The 20,500-nt window shown below is 64.8% G+C and carries 16 protein-coding genes; 6 read left to right on the forward strand and 10 right to left on the reverse strand.

Annotated features, from left to right (window positions below):
• Positions 1-38 precede the first annotated feature (38 nt).
• The 10 genes from XI04_RS11620 to XI04_RS11665 form a co-directional block, all read right to left on the reverse strand.
• Positions 39-1,076 carry an amino acid ABC transporter substrate-binding protein gene (locus tag XI04_RS11620; RefSeq protein WP_028139718.1) on the reverse strand — a complete coding sequence of 346 codons (1,038 nt, stop codon included), beginning with the start codon at positions 1,074-1,076 and terminating at the stop codon, positions 39-41.
• A gap of 87 nt (positions 1,077-1,163) precedes the next feature.
• The gene (locus tag XI04_RS11625; RefSeq protein ID WP_028139719.1) at positions 1,164-1,757 is read right to left on the reverse strand and encodes a L,D-transpeptidase; all 594 of its coding nucleotides are present in this window, start codon (positions 1,755-1,757) and stop codon (positions 1,164-1,166) included.
• A 362-nt stretch (positions 1,758-2,119) separates the two neighbouring features.
• Positions 2,120-3,094, reverse strand: coding sequence for a hypothetical protein (locus XI04_RS11630; RefSeq protein WP_271610075.1), 975 nt, complete (start codon positions 3,092-3,094; stop codon positions 2,120-2,122).
• A gap of 82 nt (positions 3,095-3,176) precedes the next feature.
• Positions 3,177-3,740, reverse strand: coding sequence for a thioredoxin family protein (locus XI04_RS11635; protein ID WP_271610074.1), 564 nt, complete (start codon positions 3,738-3,740; stop codon positions 3,177-3,179).
• Positions 3,741-3,771: 31 nt separating this feature from the next.
• On the reverse strand, positions 3,772-4,470 hold the full coding sequence (locus XI04_RS11640; protein WP_271610073.1) for a cytochrome c biogenesis CcdA family protein: 699 nt from the start codon (positions 4,468-4,470) through the stop codon (positions 3,772-3,774).
• 434 nt (positions 4,471-4,904) lie between these two features.
• Complete coding sequence (locus tag XI04_RS11645) at positions 4,905-5,516, reverse strand: sigma-70 family RNA polymerase sigma factor (protein WP_018316842.1); 612 nt, start codon at positions 5,514-5,516, stop codon at positions 4,905-4,907.
• Positions 5,517-5,953: 437 nt separating this feature from the next.
• On the reverse strand, positions 5,954-6,691 hold the full coding sequence (locus XI04_RS11650; protein ID WP_038946862.1) for a response regulator: 738 nt from the start codon (positions 6,689-6,691) through the stop codon (positions 5,954-5,956).
• 10 nt (positions 6,692-6,701) lie between these two features.
• Positions 6,702-8,447 carry an ATP-binding response regulator gene (locus XI04_RS11655; RefSeq protein WP_212428743.1) on the reverse strand — a complete coding sequence of 582 codons (1,746 nt, stop codon included), beginning with the start codon at positions 8,445-8,447 and terminating at the stop codon, positions 6,702-6,704.
• Positions 8,417-10,495, reverse strand: coding sequence for a sensor histidine kinase (locus tag XI04_RS11660; RefSeq protein WP_246554422.1), 2,079 nt, complete (start codon positions 10,493-10,495; stop codon positions 8,417-8,419). The genes XI04_RS11655 and XI04_RS11660 overlap by 31 nt, the downstream gene beginning before the upstream one ends.
• A gap of 6 nt (positions 10,496-10,501) precedes the next feature.
• Positions 10,502-11,497 carry a TRAP transporter substrate-binding protein gene (locus XI04_RS11665; RefSeq protein ID WP_050995577.1) on the reverse strand — a complete coding sequence of 332 codons (996 nt, stop codon included), beginning with the start codon at positions 11,495-11,497 and terminating at the stop codon, positions 10,502-10,504.
• A gap of 201 nt (positions 11,498-11,698) precedes the next feature.
• On the opposite strand from XI04_RS11665, the gene ugpB reads away from it, so the two are divergent.
• The 6 genes from ugpB to XI04_RS11695 all read left to right on the forward strand — a co-directional run bounded on the left by ugpB (position 11,699) and on the right by XI04_RS11695 (position 20,463).
• Positions 11,699-13,024: a sn-glycerol-3-phosphate ABC transporter substrate-binding protein UgpB gene (ugpB, locus tag XI04_RS11670; RefSeq protein ID WP_370155775.1), complete on the forward strand. Its 1,326-nt coding sequence runs from the start codon at positions 11,699-11,701 to the stop codon at positions 13,022-13,024.
• A gap of 234 nt (positions 13,025-13,258) precedes the next feature.
• Positions 13,259-14,215: an aminoglycoside phosphotransferase family protein gene (locus XI04_RS11675; protein ID WP_271610072.1), complete on the forward strand. Its 957-nt coding sequence runs from the start codon at positions 13,259-13,261 to the stop codon at positions 14,213-14,215.
• Positions 14,216-14,574: 359 nt separating this feature from the next.
• Positions 14,575-16,197, forward strand: a complete 1,623-nt coding sequence (locus XI04_RS11680; protein WP_271610071.1) for an ABC transporter substrate-binding protein — start codon at positions 14,575-14,577, stop codon at positions 16,195-16,197.
• Between the two features lie 230 nt (positions 16,198-16,427).
• Complete coding sequence (locus XI04_RS11685; RefSeq protein WP_271610070.1) at positions 16,428-17,441, forward strand: ABC transporter permease; 1,014 nt, start codon at positions 16,428-16,430, stop codon at positions 17,439-17,441.
• 9 nt (positions 17,442-17,450) lie between these two features.
• Positions 17,451-18,350, forward strand: coding sequence for an ABC transporter permease (locus XI04_RS11690; RefSeq protein WP_271610069.1), 900 nt, complete (start codon positions 17,451-17,453; stop codon positions 18,348-18,350).
• A gap of 289 nt (positions 18,351-18,639) precedes the next feature.
• On the forward strand, positions 18,640-20,463 hold the full coding sequence (locus XI04_RS11695) for a dipeptide ABC transporter ATP-binding protein (protein ID WP_028139732.1): 1,824 nt from the start codon (positions 18,640-18,642) through the stop codon (positions 20,461-20,463).
• Positions 20,464-20,500: the final 37 nt, after the last annotated feature.

The following is a 20,500-nucleotide window of genomic DNA, read 5'->3' on the forward strand; positions in this document are numbered from 1 at the left end:
ATGGGTCCCGGCGTTCGCCGGGACGACACGCGTGAGGCCTACCGCATCGGCGGCGCGTACTGCACGCCACCCGCGTTCCACAGCTGGTTCATGCCGCGCGGGATCTTCAGCTTCGACTTCTCGCCGATGTTGCGCTCGTACATCTCGCCGTAATTGCCGACGTGGCGGATGATGCGGACGGCCCAGTCCTTGGTGAGGCCGAGCTGCTCGCCGTAATTGCCTTCGGTGCCGACGAGGCGCATCACTTCCGGCTTCTTCGACTTCAGGGCCTCGTCGATGTTCTCCGAGGTGACGCCCAGCTCTTCGGCGTTGATCATCGCATAGAGCGTCCACTTCACGATCATCATCCAGTCGTCGTCGCGCTGGCGCACCACGGGGGCGAGCGGCTCCTTGGAGATCATGTCCGGCAGGATCATGTGATCGGCCGGCTTCGCCAGGTTCAGCCTGAGCGCGTAGAGCTGGGAGACGTCGGCGGAGAACGTGTCGCACTTGCCGGTGTCGTAGGCCTTCACGACCTCGTCGAGCTTGTCGAACTTCACCTCGTCATACTTCATGTTGTTGGCACGGAAGTAATCGGCGACGTTGAGCGCCGTCGTGGTGCCGGCCTGGACACAGACCTTGCTGCCGGTCAGGTCCAGCGAGGTCTCCTTGTTGCGCGAACGCGGCAGCATGAAGCCGGCGCCATCGTAATAGGCGACCGCGGGGAAATAGAGGTCGTAGTCGAGCTCGCGCGCCATGCTCCAGGTCGAGTTGCGCGAGAGGATGTCCACCTTGCGGCTCTGCAATTCCTTGAAGCGCTCGCTGGCATCGAGCGGGATGAACTTCGCCTTGCCCGGGTCGTTGAAGATCGCCGCGGCCACCGCGCGGCAGAAATCGACGTCGAAGCCGGCCCAGTTCTTGTTGTCTTCCGAGTACGAGAAGCCCGGCAGCCCCTTGTTGACGCCGCACAGCACCTCGCCGCGGCGCACGGTGCGCTTCAGCGTGCGGGTGTCGTAGAATTCATAGATGATGGCCAGAACGGCGACCAGCACGGCGACCGCAAGCCCGATCAGCAGGCCGCCACGAAAAGTGCGCATCATGTTGCTCTCTCGAAAAATCGGGAAAAGGAATTGGGAGGAGGGCGCGGAGCATGATCCCCTGGGGATCATGCTCCGACGATAGCCTTACAGTTCGGGCTTCTGCCGGATCACCACCTTGGTGCCGACAGGAACGCGGTCGTAGAGATCGGCGACGTCGTTGTTGACGAGGCGGAAGCAGCCCGAGGACACCTTGGTGCCGATCGTGTCAGGACGGTTGGTGCCGTGGATGCGGTAGACGGTGGTGCCGAGATACATGGCGCGTGCCCCGAGCGGATTGCCGGGGCCGCCTGCCATGAAGCGCGGCAGATAGGGCTGGCGCTGGATCATCTCCGGCGGCGGCGTCCAGTCCGGCCACTCCTTCTTGTTGGTGATGTTCACCAGCCCCTGCCACTGGAAACCGTCGCGGCCGACACCGATGCCGTAGCGGATCGCGCGCCCGCCCGGCTGCACTAGGTAAAGGTGGCGCTCGGCCGTGGAGATGATGATGGTGCCCGGCGTCTCGGTGGTGCGGAAATAGACCACCTGCTTCTGCCATTCCGGCTCGAGCTGGTAGCCGTCGTCGGCGACCAGACCCGGCTCGTCGCCGCGATCAGGCTGCTGCGCGATGGCATGTGGTGCGGACAGGATCAGGCCGATCGCGGCCACGAACGTCCCGGTCAGACGACGAAAATCCGTCATTTCAAGCTCTCCCCACTGCCACGGCGCAAATCATTCGGAACCATCAAACCTGAGGGGCATGTTCATGGCAAGTTGATGGCGCGCCACCCTGATATGTCACGAGAATGCTTTGGTTTTTTGACGGGGTCCTCGCAATGCCACAAACAGGGGATGGCGCGAAAAGCATAGTTTGTCACCGCTCGGGAGGTGAGCTCCCTCTCCCGCTTGCGGGAGAGGGCTGGGAGAGGGTTTCGCCTCCAGGGAGACTCCCTCAGAGGAGAGAGCCCTCACCCGCGCCTTCGGCGCGATCTCTCCCGCAAGCGGGAGAGGCTCAGACCGAACTCGCGGTGAGATCAAATTCGACAACTGGCGCGAGACGCCGGCTAGATCTTATTGCTCTCCGCAGCGATCCCCAGCCGCCTCACAATCTCTGTCCCCACGGCCCGCGCCTCCACCCGCGATCCGATCCGGGGGCTGCGAAACCGTCGTCCCGAGCGCAGCCGGATCGTGACGATGCAGTGCTCGTCCTCGGACCGGCCGCGGCGGTCGACGGTGATCGTCTTCACCTCGTGTCCCTCGATATGGTCCGCGCGCGGCGTGCCGTCGCCCCACAGGCGTTCGATACGGATATCGCCCTCGCGGATGATCCAGAACGCGCCGGTCACGAGATTGGCGTAGCGATGCACCGCGAACGCCGCGAGCGCGCCGAGCGGCAGCAGCAGGATATCGACATGGCTGGGCGGCCATCCGCGCCAGAGCTTGTAGGCATAGGGCACAGCGGACAACGCGACGGCGATCAACGCGACGATTCGGATGTCCCGTGCGGGAAACGCCTCGAGAGGCTCGCCAAGATGCATCTCGGGATTGCTGGCATCGAGCGGATTGACGGGTTCCTCGACATTGGGAACGTCGAATTGCGTGGCGATCCGGGCCACGGTGTCATGAACATGCGTGACGTCGGAGATCGGCGGCGACGTCAGCCGTTCCCCCGAGGTCAGCGTGAAAACGAGTTGAAAGCGGGCCTTCACCCGCTTGTTGCCGGGAACCTGCAATGCCGTGATGTCGTCCTTCGCGACGATGCGTGTGCGCAGCTTCCCAAACGGGCTTTGCCGCCCGATCAGGATCTCGTTCGCCGTGATGATCCACACCACCGCTGGCGCCATCATGATGCCGACGACGAACCCCGCGCCCACCAGCAGCGCGACCACCGAGATGACGATTTCCGGCGTGTCATGCGTGAACAGGCCGGGCGTGAAGCACAGCGCAACGGCCGCCGCAAAGCCGGACATCACCAGCCGCTGCGCGATCGAGGAGCCTTCACGAAGGCGAATGTCGTTATTGAGGGGCGTGTCGTCCATTGCGGGCGGCTGATTGCGTCAGCGCGAAACTCCACGGACGGGTCCGTGGAGTCAAGCAACAAGGGAGCCGCGCGTGCCGCACTCAGCCATTGACGTTCAGCAGCTTGGCCACGGTGCGGTCGATCTCGTCGTAGCGGCCTTCGCCGGCGTGCTGGAACACGATCTTGCCGGTCTGGTCGATGATGTATTGCGCCGGCCAATACTGGTTGCGGTAGGCGTTCCAGGTCTTCGAATCGTTATCCTGCGCCACCGGATAGGTGATGCCGTGGCGCTTCAGCGCCGCCTGCACGTTGGAGGCCGAGCGCTCGAACGGGAATTCAGGCGTGTGCACGCCGACCACGATCAACCCTTTGTCCTTGTACTTAGCATAGAGGTCGGTGACGTGCGGCAGCGTGTTGACGCAGTTGACGCAGCCATAGGTCCAGAAATCGACCAGCACGACCTTGCCGCGGAGGTCGGCGATGTTGAGCGGTTTCGAGTTGAACCAGTTGGTGACGCCGGCGAAGTCCGGCGCGGTCTGCTGGCTTGCGGCGGCGCTGAGGACAGGCGTGGCGCGCGCGGCCTCCTCGCAGATGCCGGGAATGACGGCGCCGGTGACGGTGAAGCCGATCAGGGCGGCGGAGACGGCGAGCAGTCTGAAAGTCATGGAAGCGTCCTCCGGTGACGATGAGGGATGATCACAGGCCGATCTGGCCGGTGGGATAGAAGCCGGTGAGCCACGCCACGATCAGCGTGTCGTATTGGAAATAGGCGGCGACCGCGAAGGCGATCACGACGATGCCAAAGCCCTGCTGCAGCCGCGGCGAGATCCGCGAAAGGCTGCGCACCCGTGTGGTCGCGGCCTGCCCGCCATAGGCTATCGCCAGCATCGGGATCGCGGCGCCGATGGCATAGGCGATCAGCAGCGTGCCGGCCCACGCAAGATTCTTCGAGGTCGCGACCAGCGTCAGGATCGAGCCGAGCACCGGGCCGGCGCAGGGCGTCCACACCAGGCCCAGCGTGGTGCCGAGGATGAGCCCGCCGAGCGCGCCTTCGCGTTGCGTGCCGCCGGCCGCGCCGAGATCGAGCCAGCCATTGAGCCGGCTCGACAGCCATTCGAACGGCGCCGGCCACAGCATCAAGAGGCCGAAGCCCAGCAGCAGGATCGACGCCGCCTCGCGCAGCACATTCGGATCGAAATCGAACAGCCGTGTCAGCGCACCGAGCAGCAGCGCGACCGCGGAGAAGGAAACGACGAAGCCGAGCGCGATCATCGCCGGGCGCAGATGTCCCGCGCGCCCGATCGAGGCGCCGAGCAGGATCGGCAGCATCGGCAGCGTGCAGGGCGCGGCGATGGTGAGGATGCCGGCAAGGACGGCGAAGATCAGGTCGAGCATGGGGCACTCGTGAAGGAGGTCACGAGGGCAGTTCGGGCGGGATGCGTGGATCGTTACAGAGCGTCACGGCTTCGTGACGGGGGGCAATTTTCACCTCAGGTCGTCATGCCCGGGTTTGTCCCGGGCATCCACGTTCTTGGTGCCGCGCCGAAGGCGTGGATGGCCGGGTCAAGCCCGGCCATGACGATGGAGGACCCAGCGGGGGTCGCAATGCCCACGTCACGGCTCGCCAAACACAAAACGACCCGGAGGGGGGCATCCCGTCCGGGTCGTGGAGTCCTTGGGAGGTTTAACGAAACCGTATGTGAGCTTTATAGGGGGGAAGTTTTTCCGCCTGATGTTGTGCTTTGTTTCAATTGTTTCGTCGGCGGTAACACTTCCGTGTCCCGGGAGAGGGCCAGATCGGCGGCCCTATCCCTTTGAAATCCTTGGCCTCAGGCAGCGAAGCGCTCGACGCCGCAGCCCTTAAGCAATTCGGCCAGCTGCTTGCGGGCGTAGAACATCCGCGTCTTCACCGTGCTCTGGGGGATGCCGATGATCTGACCGACCTCCTCCACCGACTTCTCGTGGTAGTAGACGAGGGTGATGATCTCGCGATGCGCGGGCGACAGCTTCTGCACGCAGGCGCGCAGGATGGCGCTGGTGTCGCTGCGGTCGAGCGAGGTCTCCGGCGTATCGGAATCGTCTGGGATCTGCCGCACGTCCTCCTGGTCGATGTCCTCGAAGCGGCGCTGGCGCATCGCAGTCAGCGCCTTGAAGCGGGCGATCGACAGCAGCCAGGTCGAAACCTGGGAGCGGCCCTGGAATTGGCCGGCGGTCCGCCACACGTCCAGGAACACCTGGCTGACGAGGTCTTCCGCCGCGGTGGCGTCACGCACGATGCGCAGGATGAAGCGGTACACCCGCACGCTGTGCCGACAATAAAGGATATGCATCGACGTCCGGTTGCCGTCGGCAATGCTCTCGAGAAGCATGTCGTCCGAAGTCGCCTGAGCGGCGATGATGCTCTGGCTGGCCTGGGCGTTGATGGCGATGACGTTCCGCATTGACTTGGCTCCCCGTAGCGCCGCAACCGAGCGGCGTTTCCTTGGACCAAAGTGTTAATCAGCCACCGTTTCGGGACGTCTGCGCGAAAAGCGGAAAATGGTTTCGTGCGCCGCCAAATTGTTTCGTCCCAGAGGGCGCGACGAAACATTCGGGACAAAAAGTCGTGGAATTTCAATATACGGAAAATACGGGGATAGGGGTGTTGAGGCGGACGGGGGCGCCACGGAACGAATCTCGGTGACTTGCGTTCAGTCGCGCCAAACCCACTGCCGTCGTCCCGGGGCGCGAAGCGAACCCGGGACCCATACCCAAAGGGAGGAGTGGTTCCGGGGACTCGGAGTGGGCGCTTTCACGCCAAACCACGGCCTGGGGTTATGGGTCCCGGATCTGCGCGCCTAAGGGCGCGCTTGTCCGGGACGACGGCGGAGTGTGAGACTTACGCCTTATCGCCCGCCGGCGAGAACAGATAGCCGCCGCCGCGGATGGTGCGGATCACGGCGGGCTTGGCCGGATCGGGCTCGATCTTGCGGCGGATGCGCATGATGCGCAGGTCGACGGCGCGGTCGAAGGCTTCGGCGTCGCGCGCGTTAGCCAATTCCAGCAAGCGCTCGCGCGACAGCACGCGCTTCGGATTGGCCGCGAACACCTTCAACAGCCCGAACTCGGAGGCGGTCAGCGGATGCTCGTTGCCCTCGTCGTCGCGCAGGGCCTGGGCTTCGAGATCGAGCCACTTTGTCCCGAACCGTACCAATTGCTCCTTGTCGGATTTCGCCGCCGCCGCATCAGGCGCTGCGGCCTTGGCCGGCACGCTCCGCCGCAGCACCGAGCGGATGCGCGCCATCAGCTCGCGCAGCTCGCAGGGCTTGGCCACGTAATCGTCGGCGCCGAGCTCGAGGCCCACCACGCGGTCGATCGGGCTCGCGGTTGCCGTCAGCATGATGACTGGCACGTTGATGCGGCTCTTGAGGTCGCGGATGATCGAGAGGCCATCTTCCTCGGGCATGTTGAGATCGAGCACGACGAGATCGGGCATGCTGCCCTGGATCGCGGCGCGCAAGGACTTGCCGCCGTCGCACAGCGTCACGGTGAAGCCGTGCATCTTGAGATAATCGCCGACCATCTCCCGGGCCGGGGCTTCATCGTCGACGATCATGATGTGCTGGCTTTGGGTCATGGTCTCTACGTCACGGCATTTCGGTCGCGGGAAGGGTGATGGTGAAGGTCGAGCCCTTGCCGGGCCCTTCGCTGTCGGCGGTCACCTCGCCGCCATGCATGTCGACGATACGCTTGACGATGGAGAGCCCAAGTCCCGTCGAGCTCTCGCCGGCGGTCGGTTTGGCCGACAGCCGCTGGAACCGGCCGAACAGGCGGCCGAGATCTTCCGGCGACAGGCCGGCGCCCTCGTCGCTGACGCGGACGACGGTGTCGCCGCCCTCGTGGCTGACGACCACGTCGATCTTGCCGCCGATCGGTGAGTATTTGATGGCGTTGCTGATGAGATTGTCGATCGCCTCGCGGATGCGGTCGGTGTCGCACATGGTGACGATGTTGGCCGGCGCGACGACGCTGATCGCCTGCTGCTTGTTGACGGCGAGCGGCTGGTTGGCCTCGGCGACCTCCTTGACCAGGGCGGCGACGTCGACCGGCTCGCGGCGGATGGTGATGTCGAAGGCATCGGCCATCGCGTCCGAGATCAGATGGTCGACCATCGTGGTCAGGCGCTTGGTGGCGTCGCGGATGTGGTCGACCTGGGCGACCACGCCGTTTTCCGAGGCGCCGGTCGAGATCAGCTCCTTCAGCATCTCGGTGCGGCCGAGGATGACGCCGAGCGGGTTCTTCAGATCGTGCGCGACCGTGCCCAAAATCTCGTTCTTGAAGCCGTTGGCGCGCTGCAGCCGCAGCCATTGCGCCGAGAGGCGGCGGTTGGCCTGCATCAGCGCGCGGGTGCGCTGGGCGACGCGGTCCTCCAGCTGGGTATTGGCGGCTTGAAGCTGCTGATAGAGGATGACGTTGTCGAAGGCGATCGAGAGCCTCGAGGAGAAAATCTCGACCAGCGAGCGGTCGGTCTCGGACAATTCGCGCTCGGCCTGCAGCAGCACTACCACCTCGCGGCCGGACCCGGTGCGCAAATAGATCACGCTGCGGTGGTCGGCGAATTCGTTCTTGCGGCGCTGAAACGCGGCCTCCACCATCTCGCGCAGTTCGGGGTCGAGCGCCTTCGACGTCGTGGTGCCGATGAAGCGGCTATAGCAGCCGCTGCCGGCGAGGACCGAGAGTTCGGGGTCGATGCCGCCATTGTCGCGCAAGACCAGTATACCGGCGCAATCGACGTTGAGCAGCGAGGCCAGCTGGGTCAGCACGCCCTCGGCGAGCCGCTGCATCGACTTGAAGTCGTACAGCGTCGAGGCCGCGTCGATGATGATCTCGAGCCCGCGCCGTGTCTGCACCATGCGCTCGAGCTGCTGATAGGAGCGCAGCGCCGCGGTCAGCGAGGTGAACAGCTTGTCGGCGGTGAGCTCGGTCTTGGCCTTGTAGTCGTTGATGTCGTACTGCACGATCACGCGCCGCTCGGGCGCCTGGCCGGGCTGTCCCGTGCGCAGGATGATGCGCACCGTCTCGTTCCGGATCTCGTTGCGGATGAACTCGACCAGCTCGAGGCCGGCGACGTCGGTCTCCATGATGACGTCGAGCAGCACGGCGGCGATGTCGCTGTGCTCGGCCATCAGCTTGCGGCCTTCCGCCGCGGAATAGGCCGACAGGATCTCCAGGCTCTGGCCGTTGAGGCTGTAGTCGGACAACGCAAAGCGGGTGCCGTCATGCACGGCCGGATCATCGTCGATGACGGCGATCTTCCATTTCCGGGCGTTGGCATCCTCCGACGCGGTACCGGTATCGTCGATCAGGTGGAGGACATCGTCCTGTTCGGCCATTGAGAAGTCCCGTCACTTTCTGTGCTTTGCGCGCCGCCCTTGGCGACCCGGGGCATGATAATGCGAAAAGTGGTGCCTTGTCCCAGCTTGGATTCCAGCATCATGCGCCCGCCGAGTTGCTGGGTGACGAGGTTATAGACGATATGAAGCCCGAGTCCCGTGCCGCCTTCATTGCGCCGGGTGGTAAAGAAAGGGTCAAAGGCCTGGCGCTGCACGTCGGAGGTCATGCCGGCCCCGTCGTCGGTGAAGATGAGCTCGACGTCGTCGGCCCCGCGCGGCCGCGCCGAGATGATGATCGTGCCGGCGCGCCCGTCGGCGAAGGCGTGGTTGGCGGCGTTGAGGAAGAGGTTGGTCAGGATCTGGCCATAGGAGCCGGGATAGCCGTCGAGCAGCAGCCCCTCGGGCACGTCGACCTGGAGCGTGATCGGCGAGCGCTTCAGCACCGGGCGCAGGCTGGCGATGATCTGGTCGGTGGCCTCGCTGAGCGAGAATTGCCGCCGCTCGGCATGGGAGCGGTCGACCGCGACCTGCTTGAACGACTGGATCAGCTCGCCGGCGCGCTGCAGATTGGCGACCAGCTGCTGCGAGGCGTCGCGTGAGGACTGCACGAATTCCTCCAGCTGCGAGCGACGCAGGCCCCCATCGCCCTTGAGCTGGGCCTCGAAGATCTCGCTGCGCCGGGCAAAACTCGAAGCCACCGTCAGACTGATGCCGATCGGATTGTTGACCTCGTGCGCGACGCCGGCGACGAGACCGCCGAGCGCTGCCAGCCGTTCGGCATCGATCAAATTCTGCTGTGCGGTATTGAGCTCGAGCAGCGCGCTCTCGGCCTTCTCCTTGGACGCGCGCAACTCGTCCTCGGTCTGCCGCTTCGCGATCGCGTTCTCGCGGAACACCTCCACCGCGCGCGCCATGGCGCCGACCTCGTCGCGGGCCTTGGTGCCCTGCACCTCGCGGTCGAGATCGCCGAGCGTGATCGCGCGCATCGCCGCCATGATCTGCTGCAGCGGCAGCCGGATCGACAGCGCGATCATCACGCCGGCGGTGAGGATGATGCCGAGGAAGATCACCGCAATGGAAAGGACACGGCGGGAAATATCCGCCAGCGTGCGGTCGAAGGTCTCCTGCGCCTTCTGCTCGCGCTTGCGCATCTTGGTGGAGAGGTCGTCGATGGCGCCGATCGCCTCGGCCTGGCTGGCGTCGATGGTGTTGCGGAGCAGCTCGGTGCGGCTGGCAAGCTGCTCGGAGAGCTTTGCAAAGCCCTCGCGCAGTGCGGCGGTGCGGGCCCCGAGCCGCCGCAAGGCCATCTTCTGCAGGTCGTTGTCGGCGAGATCGATCATCACGGGGATGGTCTTCTCGATCGTCTCGGTGTTGCGGCGCGCGTCGTCGGCCGCGCCCGATGACAGCGACAGATAGTAGGAATTGGCCGCCACCAGCATCGCGGTGAAGGCCTCGCGGGATTTGCCGAGCGATGGCCAGATCAGGGCGTCGCGATGGCCGGTGGCGCCTTCGATGATGGAATAGAGGCCGGCCATGTCCCTGGCCGGGCCCTGCACCTGGTCCTCATAGGTCTTGGCAATGGTGGCCTGCACGCTGCGCAGCTCGCCGAAGCCGTTGAGGAAGCGGTCGGTGGTGCGCTCCAGCTCCTCGACCGAGCCCGACAGCATCGGGTCCTTGGCGGCGCGGTTGGTCAGCGTGCCCAGTACCGCCTCGCGCAGCAGCAGGATCTCGGCGAACAGGTCGGGGCTCGGCTGGTTGATGTAGCGGTGGATCAGATTGTGCAGGCGCCCGGTCTCGCTTTCGAGCAGCGCCAGGATCCGGTCGGATTCGCGCACCTGGCGCACGTCGTCCCAGGCCGAGCCCAGCACCTGCGCGCCGTTCCAGATCATCGCGACCAGCACCACCACGACGGCGGAGTTCAGCGCCGCGATCGACAGGATGCGCCAGCGGATCGGCACCGCCCGGAGCACGCCGACCAGCCGTGCGCGCAGCCGTCCGATCGGGCCGGACGGCCGGTCTGCGTGCTCGGTATGTCCAAGTGCAGCCAACGCGGCTCACTCCACCTTGCGAATACGTTCGATCAGCGCGGCCGCGGCGGGATCGCGCCCGGCCTTGGCGTAGATCGGGGCCATCGCGTCCTCGAACGGCTTGCGGTCGATCTCCCTGATGATGGTGACGCCGGCTTCCTGCGCCTTGCGCTGCGACTGCTCCTCGAGGTCGCGCCATTTCTCGCGCATGAACCGGCTGGAGCGCTGCGCGGCCTCCCGGAAGATCTTCTGGTCGTCCGGCGACAGGCTCTGCCAGGCCTTCAGCGAGATCACCAGCACCTCGGGGCTCATCGTGTGCTCGGTGAGCGTATAATGCCCGGCGTGCGTGTAATGATCCGTCGTCACGAAAGATGGCCAGTTGTTCTCGGCGCCGTCGATCAGATGGTTGGCGAGCCCGGTGAGCACCTGCCCATAGGGCATCTCGACCGGCTCGGCGCCGAGCGAGCGGATCATCTGGCTCATCAACTCCGACTGCTGCACCCGGATCCGCAATCCCTTGAGATCCGCGATGGTCTTCACCGGGCGGGCGCCGTTGTAGATCGACCGCGCCCCGGAATCGTAGAAGGCGAGCCCGACGAAGCCATAGGGCTCGAAGCTGTTCAGGATCTCGCTGCCAATCGGCCCGTCCAGCACCTTCTGCATGTGCTCGATGGACCGGAACAGGAACGGCATGGCGAGCACGTTCATCGCCGGCACGAAGTTGCCGATCAGCGCCACGTTGGTCCGGTTGAGGTCGATCGCGCCGGCCCGGGTCTGCTCGATGGTCTCCTTTTCCTCGCCGAGCTGGCGGGAGTGGAACACCTTGATCTCGTGGCGGCCGCCGCTGCGCTCGGCGATCAGCGCGCCCATGTAGCGCAGCGCCTGGACGGTCGGGTAATCCTCGGTCTGGGTATCGGCGGCGCGAAATTCGCGTGCAACGGCGCCCGTCGCACAGACGGCAAGCAGAAGCGCGACGACGATCACTCCGGTCCGCGAGAGTTCGGCACGGCTCAACACTGGCACACTCAACCCCTCAGTGGTGGAGTCTATGGCGGGAGCAAAAGGTTCAATGCAATCTAGCAGATGGTCGGGGGAAGGCCATCCCGCCCGGCGCGGCCGTGTAATTGTGCGGCGCGGCCGGCGTTCATTCCCGGTTGAAACCGGATATGCCGCGCCGTAAGCAGGGTCGCCCGCCGTTCGGCGCGCGACACGGGAAGAGCCATCGTGACGTCAGCATTGCGCGTTTTGCGAATCGCCGCCGCCCTGGCGGCTCTCTCATTGGCTGCGCCCGTGCACGCCGCCACCGACATCGCGTGGTGGCACGCGATGTCCGGCGAGCTTGGGCGGCAATTGGAAAAGCTCGCCTCGGACTTCAACGCTTCGCAGTCCGATTACCGCATCGTGCCCGCTTACAAGGGCAACTACACCGAGACGGTGACCGCCGCGATCTTCGCCTTCCGCTCGCGCAGCCAGCCCGCCATCGTCCAGGTCAACGAGGTCGCCACCGCCACCATGACCGCGGCCAAGGGCGCGATCTATCCGGTGTTCAGCCTGATGCGGGACATGCACGAGCCGTTCTCGCTGACCGATTACCTGCCCGCGGTCTCCGGCTATTACACCGACGCGGCCGGCAATCTGTTGTCGTTCCCGTTCAACTCCTCGACGCCGATCCTCTACTACAACAAGACCATGTTCCGCGACGCCGGCCTCGATCCGGAGGCGCCGCCGAAGACCTGGCCGGAATTGGGCGCGGCCGCAAAGCGCCTGCGCGACCGCGGTGCGGCGTGCGGCTTCACCACGTCCTGGCCGTCCTGGATCCATGTCGAGAATTTCTCCGCCTTCCATAATTTGCCGCTGGCGACGCGCGGCAACGGCTTTGCCGGGCTCGACGCCGAGCTGACCATCAACAATCCGGTCGTGGTGATGCACATCGCCCAGCTCGCCGAATGGCAAAAGACAAAACTGTTCGACTATGGCGGCCGCGGCCAAGCGGCCGAGCCGCGCTTTCAGAAGGGCGAATGCGGCATCTTCATCGGCTCCTCGGCGACGCGCGCCGACATCAGAGCGAATTCGAAATTCGAGATCGGCTACGGCATGATGCCGTATTGGCCCGACGTGAAGGGCGCGCCGCAGAACTCGATCATCGGCGGCGCCACGCTGTGGGTGCTGCGCGACCGGCCGCGCGAGGAATACAAGGGCGTGGCGCGGTTCTTCGCCTATCTGTCGCAGCCCGGCGTGCAGGCCGCCTGGCATCAGAACACCGGCTATCTGCCGATCACCCGCGCCGCGTCCGAGCTGACGCGCGCGCAGGGCTTTTACGAGCGCAATCCGGGCTCGGCGATCTCGTTCGAGGAAATCACGCTCAATCCGCCGACGGAGAACTCGAAGGGCATCCGGCTCGGCTCCTTCGTCCTGATCCGCGGCGCGATCGAAGACGAGCTGGAGCAGGCCTTTTCCGGCCACAAGAGCGCGCAAGCCGCGCTGGATTCCGCAGTCGAGCGCGGCAACAAGCTGCTTCGCCAGTTCGAGCGGGCAAGTCCGGAGCGGTAATGCATGTTGCGATTGGACACCGCTGCGACCTCGAGTGAGGTGCGCCCCCTCTCCCGCTTGCGGGGGAGGGTTGGGGTGGGGGTGTCTCCACAACGGGATAATCCCCTAGAGGAAAGAGCCCCCACCCGGCGCGGGACGATGCTTCGCATCGCCCGGAACGCGCCGACCTCCCCCGCAAGCGGGAGAGGTGCACCGTCTTCTTGGCTCGCACTGAATCAACAAAAAAACACCTGAATGACGATCGCTCCATCGCAAACACTGCCGGCCTTCACCGACGCGGAAAGCTTTCGCGCCTTTCGCGCCGATTCCGCGCATTGGCTCCCGATCGCCCTCGACATCGCGCGCAGCCACGATCTCGATACCAGCGCGCCGCATGTGTTTGCGACCGGCACCAACCTCGTGGTTGGCCTCGGCGAGACGCTGATCCTGAAAATCTTCCCGCCGCTGCTGCACGCACAATTCGTCTCCGAGCGCGGCTCGCTGATGCAGCTCAAAGGCCATCTCGATCTGCCGATCCCCGAGATCGTCGCCGAAGGAACGCGAGACGGCTGGCCCTATCTCGTCATCACCCGTCTTGCCGGCACGCTCGGCTCGGAGGTCTGGCCGCATCTGCCCGAAGCGAAGGAGCGCCTGCTGCGCCAGATCGGCGAGACCATCGCGAGCGTCCAGCGCGTCCCGCTCGGACCGCTGGCGAACATCGAGCCGAGCTGGGACGAATTCATGCGTGCGCAGATGCTAGGCTGCCGTGCCCGGCACACGCGCCTCGGCCTCGCGCCGAAATTCCTCAAAGGCCTCGATGATCTCCTGCGCGATGCGGAAAAACTCATTCCGATGGATGCGCCGCCGGTCTTTCTGGTCGGCGAATACATTCCGGAGAACTTCCTGCTCGCCTGCGATGACGGTCAGTGGTCGCTCAACGGCCTGTTCGACTTCGGCGACGTGCTGGCGGGGTGGCGCGATTACGACCTGCTCGGCCCCGGCGCGTTCATGGCGGCGGGCCGGCCGGGGAGGGTGAAGAGCCTGCTCGAAGGCTTTGGCTATACGAAGTTCGACTATACGCTGAAGCGCCGGCTGATGGCCCTGATGCTGCTGCACCGCGCCAGCGACCTCAACAGCCACATCTGCATCGCGGGCTGGCAGGAGCAGGCGGATGACCTGGTCGAGCTGCAGGAGCTGATCTGGGCGGGTTGAGGCCGGTCAGCGCCGGCCCCGCCTCTCTCCGTCATTCCGGGGCGCCGCGGAGCGGCGAGCCCGGAATCCATGATCCTGCGCGTGCTGCCGCCCGATGGATTCCGGGCTCGATGCTGCGCATCGCCCCGGAATGACAGCCGTGCTTATCGGGCGGGCGCCAATCAAATTCAGCCCATTGAATAGGCAAATCTGTATCTTTGTATGCAATCTCGGGAGATCGAGACGAAGGCCACGACGCGCCTAAATCGACATTTCATAAGCGATATCAGTTCATTAACTTGGGGGTAAATACCCGTTAAGCCTTGGCACGAACTTTGCGAATCCGGTTCCAACCAAAAACTTTGAGTTGGAGCGATTTCATGAAGCGCCGCGATTTCCTCAAGTCCGTTTCCGGATTGGCCGCCGGGGCGGCGCTTCCGGCGATGCCTCAGGTGATTTCCACCGCCTATGCCGACGCCCGCTCCGAGACGCTGCTGATCGTCTCGGAAGGCGGCCCCAACAATCTCGACATCCATGGCGTCGGCACCAACGTGCCCGGCTATGAGGTGTCCTGGAATTGCTACGACCGCCTGATCAGCCACGAGATGAAGAGCGGCCCCGGCGGGGTGCCCTATTACGACCGCGACAAGTTCAAGGGCGAGCTCGCCGAGGAGTTTAGGATCGACGACATGTCGGTCACCTTCAAGCTGAAGAAGAACGCCAAATTCCACGACGGGGCGCCCGTTACCGCCGAGGACGTGAAGTGGTCGCTCGATCGCGCCGTCAGCGTCGGCGGCTTTCCGACGTTCCAGATGAGCGCGGGCTCGCTGACCAAGCCCGAACAGTTCGTCGTGATCGACGACCACACGGTGCGCGTCGACTTCCTGAAGAAGGACAAGCTGACGGTCCCCGATCTCGCGGTGATCGTGCCCTGCATCGTCAACTCCGAGCTGGTGAAGAAGAACGCCAGCGAGAAGGACCCCTGGGGTCTCGAATTCACCAAGCAGCAGACCGCGGGCTCCGGCGCCTACAAGGTGACGAAGTGGACCGCGGGCACCGAAGTGATCATGGAGCGCAACGAGGATTGGGTCGGTGGCCCCTTGCCGAAGATCAAGCGCGTGATCTGGCGCATGGTGCCGCAGGCCGGAAACCGCCGCGCGCTGCTGGAGCGCGGCGATGCCGACATCTCCTACGAGCTGCCGAACAAGGACTTTCAGGAGATGAAGGCCAACGGCAAGCTCAACGTGGTGTCGCTGCCGTTCTCCAACGGCATCCAGTATATCGGCATGAACGTCACCAAGCCGCCCTTCGACAATCCGAAGGTGCGCCAGGCCGTGGCCTACGCGCTGCCCTACCAGAAGATCATGGACGCCGTGATGTTCGGCCTCGCCAACCCGATGTTCGGCGCGCCGAAGGACAAGGCGACCGAAGTCGCCTGGCCGCAGCCGCATAAATACAACACCGACATGGACAAGGCGAAGGCGCTACTGGCGGAGGCGGGCTATGCGAACGGCTTCGAGACCACGATCTCGTTCGACCTCAATTTTGCCGGCGTCAACGAGCCGCTCTGCGTGCTGGTGCAGGAGAGCCTCGCGCAGATCGGCATCAAGACCACCATCAACAAGGTGCCCGGCGCCAACTGGCGCACCGAATTGAACAAGAAGGAGATGCCGCTCTTCACCAACGTGTTCTCGGGCTGGCTCGATTACCCCGAGTACTTCTTCTACTGGTGCTATCACGGCAACAATTCCGTCTTCAACACCATGAGCTACAAGTCGGCGGAGATGGACAGACTGATCGACGGCGCCCGCACCGCCGCCGCGGCCGGCGACAAGTCAACTTACGATGCCGACGTGAAGGGCTTCGTTGATCTCGCCTTCACCGATATCCCGCGCATCCCGCTGTACCAGCCCTTCGTCAACGTCGCGATGCAGAAGAACATCAGCGGCTATCAATACTGGTTCCACCGGAGGCTCGATTATCGCGCGCTGGCGAAGGGGTGAGGTGTCGTGCGGGCGTGCGATCTGGCCGTGTCTTTCAGCTCTTGGAGTGAGGCTGCCACCGCTCCCTCATTCCCTCCCCCCTTGTGGGGGAGGGGCAGGGAGGGGGGTAGCCACAAACTCAGACCTCTCCCGGAGCCACCCCCCTCCCTAGCCCTCCCCCACAAGGGGGGAGGGAACGCAGCCGAACGTGCCGCACGATCTCGTTCCCATACGCAGCGCGGGAGCACCCCATGCTCACCATGATCGGCAAGCGCCTGATGTTTGCGATTCCCTCGCTGATCGGGGTCGTCATCGTCACCTTCCTGCTGACGCGCGCGCTGCCGGGCGATCCCGCCGCCTACTTCGCCGGCCCCGCTGCGACGAAGGAAGCCGTCGAGCAGATCCGGAAAAAACTCGGCCTCGACAAGCCGCTGATCGAGCAGTTCTTCCGCTACACGGGCGATCTCGCGCATGGCGATTTCGGTAACTCGCTGACGACGGGACAGCCGGTGGCGGCTGAAATCCGCAACCGCCTGCCGGCCTCTGCCGAGCTGACCTTGCTCGGTCTCATCGTCTCGGTCGTCATCGCCATCCCGCTCGGCGTGCTCGCTGCAACACGGCCGGGATCATGGGTCGATCACTTATGTCGGGTGACGACGACGGCCGGCGTCTCGCTGCCGGTGTTCTTCACCGGCCTGGTGCTGGTTTATGTCTTCTATTTCCGCCTCGGCTGGTCGCCTGCGCCGCTCGGCCGGCTCGACGTGTTCTACAGTGCGCCGCCGACGGTGACCGGCTTCTATCTGATCGACACCTTGATCGCGCGCGATCTCGAAGCGTTCCGCTCGGCGCTGAGCCAGCTCATCCTGCCGGCGACGACGTTGGCGATCTTCTCGCTGGCGCCGATCGCACGCATGACACGCGCTTCGATGCTGGCGGTGCTCGCGTCCGAATTCGTTCGCACCGCGCGCGCCAGCGGCCTGTCACCGTCGACCGTGATCGTCACTTACGCCTTCCGCAATGCGATGCTGTCCGTGATCACCACGCTCAGCATGGTGTTCTCGTTCCTGCTCGGCGCCAACGTGCTGGTGGAAAAAGTCTTCGCATGGCCCGGCATCGGCTCCTACGCGGTGGAAGCGCTGATCTCGTCGGACTTCGCGCCGGTGCAAGGTTTTGTCCTGACCATGGCGGTCATGTACGTGCTGCTCAATCTCGTGATCGACATTTTGTACGGCGTGATCGATCCGCGCGTGCGGTTGGAAGGGTAGGGGGCATTCATGAGTTCTGTTGCGCCTGCTGTCGAGCCTGTCGGTCCCGCACGTACCTCGGGACTAGCTGCGATCCTCGAACAGACCCGCTACGTGCTCGGCGAAAACAAGGTCACCGGCTTTGCCTTCGCATTGCTGATCCTGATCCTCGCCGCCGCGATCCTCGGTCCCTATGTGGTGCCGTACGATCCGCTCGCCTCGGATACAGCTGCTGCGCTGAAACCGCCATCGGCCGCGCACTGGTTCGGCACCGACCAATTGGGGCGCGATATCTTCAGTCGCGTCGTCGTGGCAACGCGGCTCGATACCTTCATCGCGGTCGCCTCCGTCGTGCTGGTGTTCCTGATGGGCGGCCTCGCCGGCATCGCTGCCGGCTATTTCGGTGGCTGGACCGATCGCATCGTCGGCCGCATCGCCGACACCATCATGGCTTTCCCGCTGTTCGTGCTGGCGATGGGCATCGTCGCCGCGCTCGGCAACACCGTGCAGAACATCATCCTCGCCACAGCCATCGTGAACTTCCCGCTCTACGCCCGCGTCGCGCGCGCCGAGGCCAACGTCCGCCGCAACGCCGGCTTCGTGCAGGCCGCGCGTCTCTCCGGCAACGGCGAATTCCGCATCCTCTTGGTGCACATCCTCCCGAACATCATGCCGATCATGATCGTGCAGATGTCGCTGACCATGGGCTACGCCATCCTCAATGCCGCCGGTCTCTCCTTCATCGGCCTCGGCGTCCGCCCGCCCACCGCCGAGTGGGGCATCATGGTCGCCGAAGGCGCCGGCTTCATGGTGTCAGGCGAATGGTGGATCGCGCTATTCCCCGGCCTCGCCCTGATGATCGCCGTGTTCTGCTTCAACCTCCTGGGCGACGGCCTGCGCGACATCGTCGACCCCCAGCGGAGGACGTGATGATTGCTTTGTCTGAAGCCGGTGCTGCCGTTCGCCTCTCCCCGCGTGCGGGGAGAGGCCGGGCCGCGTTAGCGGACCGGGTGAGGGGGGGTCTCCGCGAACTCCTCTGCCAGCCGTTTGCGCGGAGAGAGGCCCCTCACCCCAACCCTCTCCCCGTAAGAACGGGGAGAGGGAGCGAGAGGCCCGTGCACGCCTCACGCGCAAACACCCGTCAAAAATTCTCCAATGATTCCAATCCCGTTCTACTGTGCATGGGGTTGTTTTCGCGTTTTTTGGTTCGTAGGCCCGCATGACCGCCCAGCCGCTGCTCGACGTCCAGGACCTCACCGTCGAATTCTCCACCCGCCGCGGCATCGTCAAAGCCGTGCAGCACGTCAACATCTCCGTCGCCAAGGGCGAGACGCTTGCCATCGTCGGCGAGTCCGGCTCGGGCAAGTCGGTGACGTCGTACGCGGTGATGCGCATCCTCGACCGCGCGGGGCGGATCGCCGAGGGCTCGGTGATGTTCTCCGGCATCGACGTGAAGGCCGCCACCGAGGACCAGATGCGCGATCTGCGCGGCCGCGAAGTCTCGATGATCTTTCAGAATCCGCGCGCCGCACTCAACCCGATCCGGAAAGTCGGCGACCAGATCGAGGACGTCTTGCGCACCCACGTGCAGCAGGCCCAGGTCAAGGATCACGGCGAGAAGGCGATTGAGGCGCTGGAGCAGGTCAAGATCGCCCGCCCGCGCGAGCGCTACCACGCCTATCCGTTCGAGCTTTCGGGCGGCATGTGCCAGCGCGTCGTCATCGCGCTCGCGCTCGCCTGCAATCCGCAGCTGCTGATCGCGGACGAGCCGACCACCGGCCTCGACGTCACCACGCAGAAGGCGGTGATGGACCTGATCGTAGAGCTGACCAAGCGCCGCGCGATGTCGACCATCCTGATCACCCACGATCTCGGCTTGGCAGCCGCCTATTGCGACCGCGTCGTGGTGATGGAGAAGGGCCGGGTGGTCGAAACCGCGAAAGCCGCCGACATCTTCGCCAACCCGCAGCACCCCTACACCAAGAAGCTGATGCGCGCGACGCCGCGGCTCGGCGTGAGCCTGCGGGATCTGCTGCCGGAGGAGGAGACTCTTGCCTCTCCCCGCGTGCGGGGAGAGGCCGACGCGCGGAGCGCGGCGGGTGAGGGGGGCTCTCCCAGCACCGTGCTCGCGGAGAGTCCCCCTCACCCCGACCCTCTCAGCGCGAGCGAAGCTCGTCGCGACCCCGCAAGCGGGGAGAGGGAGAAGACGCCGCTCCTCCTCATCGAAAAGCTCGTCAAGGAATACCCGCGCCAGGGTGCCACCGCGACGCTCGGAAAACTGTTCGGCCGCAAGCCGCCGCTGGAGCCGGACGTGTTCCGCGCCGTCGACGGCATCAGCTTTTCGATCGGCCATGGCGAAAGCGTCGGCCTCGTCGGCGAGTCCGGCTGCGGCAAATCGACCACGTCGATGATGGTGATGCGCCTCCTCGACCAGACCTCCGGCCTGATCCAGTTCGACGGCGAGGACATCGGCGGCATCGCGCCGGCCTCGTTCGCCCGGCTGCCGCAGCGCAGCCGCATCCAGATGGTGTTCCAGGATCCGACCGACAGCCTCAACCCGCGCTTCACCGCCGCGCGCGCCATCGCCGACCCGATCATGCAATTGGGAGATATCAGGGGGCGCGACGCGCTTCGCGCCCGCTGCGAGGAGCTGGCCACCATGGTCGGCCTGCCGCACAACCTGCTGGATCGTTTCCCGCATCAATTGTCCGGCGGCCAGAAGGCCCGTGTCGGCATCGCCCGCGCCATCGCGCTGCATCCCAAGCTGGTCATCCTGGACGAGCCGACGGCGGCGCTGGACGTCTCGGTGCAGGCTGTCGTTCTGAACCTGCTGCAGGACCTCAAGGCGCGGCTAGGTATGAGCTATCTGTTCGTCTCGCATGATTTGAATGTGGTGCGCTTGCTGTGCGATCGTGTCATTGTGATGCGGACGGGTCGAATCGTCGAAGAGGGCTCTTCCGAGCAGGTCTTGAGCGATCCGCAGGACGACTACACCAAGGAGCTGCTGACGGCGATCCCGCATCCGCCGTTGCAGGTCCACTGAGCATGATCCGGAAAAGTGTGACGCGGTTTTCCGAAAA

Source organism: Bradyrhizobium sp. CCBAU 11430 (genome assembly GCF_028128855.1).
GTDB lineage: Bacteria > Pseudomonadota > Alphaproteobacteria > Rhizobiales > Xanthobacteraceae > Bradyrhizobium > Bradyrhizobium ottawaense.